The organism is Fulvivirga aurantia, assembly GCF_009711475.1.
Classification (GTDB): domain Bacteria; phylum Bacteroidota; class Bacteroidia; order Cytophagales; family Cyclobacteriaceae; genus Fulvivirga; species Fulvivirga aurantia.
Genome location: NZ_SMMD01000244.1, coordinates 1 through 1248, shown reverse-complemented (window position 1 = coordinate 1248; position 1248 = coordinate 1). Strand labels below are relative to the sequence as shown.

Here is a 1248-nt window from a genome sequence, read left to right as displayed (position 1 = left end):
AGGACATAGCCTATATACATTTTTTAAAAGGTACGGCAGCCTATGGTGCAGCTAGACTTGATGACGCACTGTACAATTTAAATATAGCAGATTCGCTCAATTATAACTCAGATAGTACTTTTCTCAAATTGGGACTGTTATATACTTTCGGTTTCAAAAACTATTTCGAGGGAGAAAGAATGTTTGATACGCTAATCTCAAAAGAAGTTGTACCAGAAACCACTTGGTTTGGTAAGGCCTGGTGTCAACAGGAATTAAATAAACATAGAGGTGCAGTTTCTTCGTTTTCTCAGGTAATAGAACATAACCCTAACCATACATTGGCATATTATCACAGAGCCAATAACTACTTAAATTTAAATGACTCAATAAGGGCCTGCTCCGATTATAAAAAGGCTGCAGATATGGGTTTGATTCGTGCGCGACAATTGCATGATTTGCTATGTGTAAAAGCAGACACGCTCACAATAGAATGAATAAAAAAAGGCTCGGGAACCACCCCGAGCCTAACCACGAAAAAACCCCGATTTACCACTTAGTTATTCACCAGTAGTTTCATAGATGCGGTGATTGCACTTTTCACGTATTACATCGTAGGCTTTCAAATCGCCTAACTCACCCGCTTTACTTAAATCAAGACAACCTTGCTGTACCTGACCAAAATCAAGTCTTAAGGTTCCTCTTAAGAAATAAGCATCAATATTTTGAGGATTTAACTCCAATATTTTAGAACAGTCGGCAATAGCATCCTGATAAGCTTCAAGCTTGTGCTTAGCCTGTCCTCTTTTGTAATATGCATCCAGATTATCATTGTCAAGCTCGATGGTAGATGTAAAATCTGCTATCGCACCATAATAATCCTGAAGTTCAAATTTGATTATACCTCTCGCATAAAAAGCTTCAGGAAACTTGCCATTCTTTTGAATTGAGATGTTATAATCTCTCATGGCTCCATGGATATCATCAAAGCTTTCTTTGATTTTACCTCGTAAATAATAAGCCTGGTATTGGTTGTCATCAGCATCAATCGCTTTGTTTAAATTGATGATGGCTTCCATATACTGACGCTGCTCATAAAGTGCTTTTCCCTTTTCGATATATACACTTGCGTTTTGCGCAAATGATGAAGAAAAAGCGGCAGTCGCAAAAAATAGTATGATCGGTAGTTTTTTCATTTGGTAATTCGTTTTGCCACACCAATTACCAAAAGAATGCCGAACTCGACTAAAACATCAAAATCACTTGTAT

Annotated in this window: 2 protein-coding genes; one reads left to right on the top strand and one right to left on the bottom strand. The window is 37.4% G+C overall.

The annotated features are described in order from the left end of the window. Positions 1-476, top strand: a 476-nt coding sequence (locus E1176_RS00850; RefSeq protein WP_155208700.1) for a tetratricopeptide repeat protein, incomplete at its 5' end; no start/stop codon positions are given. Between the two features lie 63 nt (positions 477-539). Here the strand turns inward: E1176_RS00850 and E1176_RS00845 are convergent. Continuing rightward, positions 540-1175: a tetratricopeptide repeat protein gene (locus E1176_RS00845; RefSeq protein ID WP_155208699.1), complete on the bottom strand. Its 636-nt coding sequence runs from the start codon at positions 1173-1175 to the stop codon at positions 540-542. Between the last annotated feature and the right edge of the window lie 73 nt (positions 1176-1248).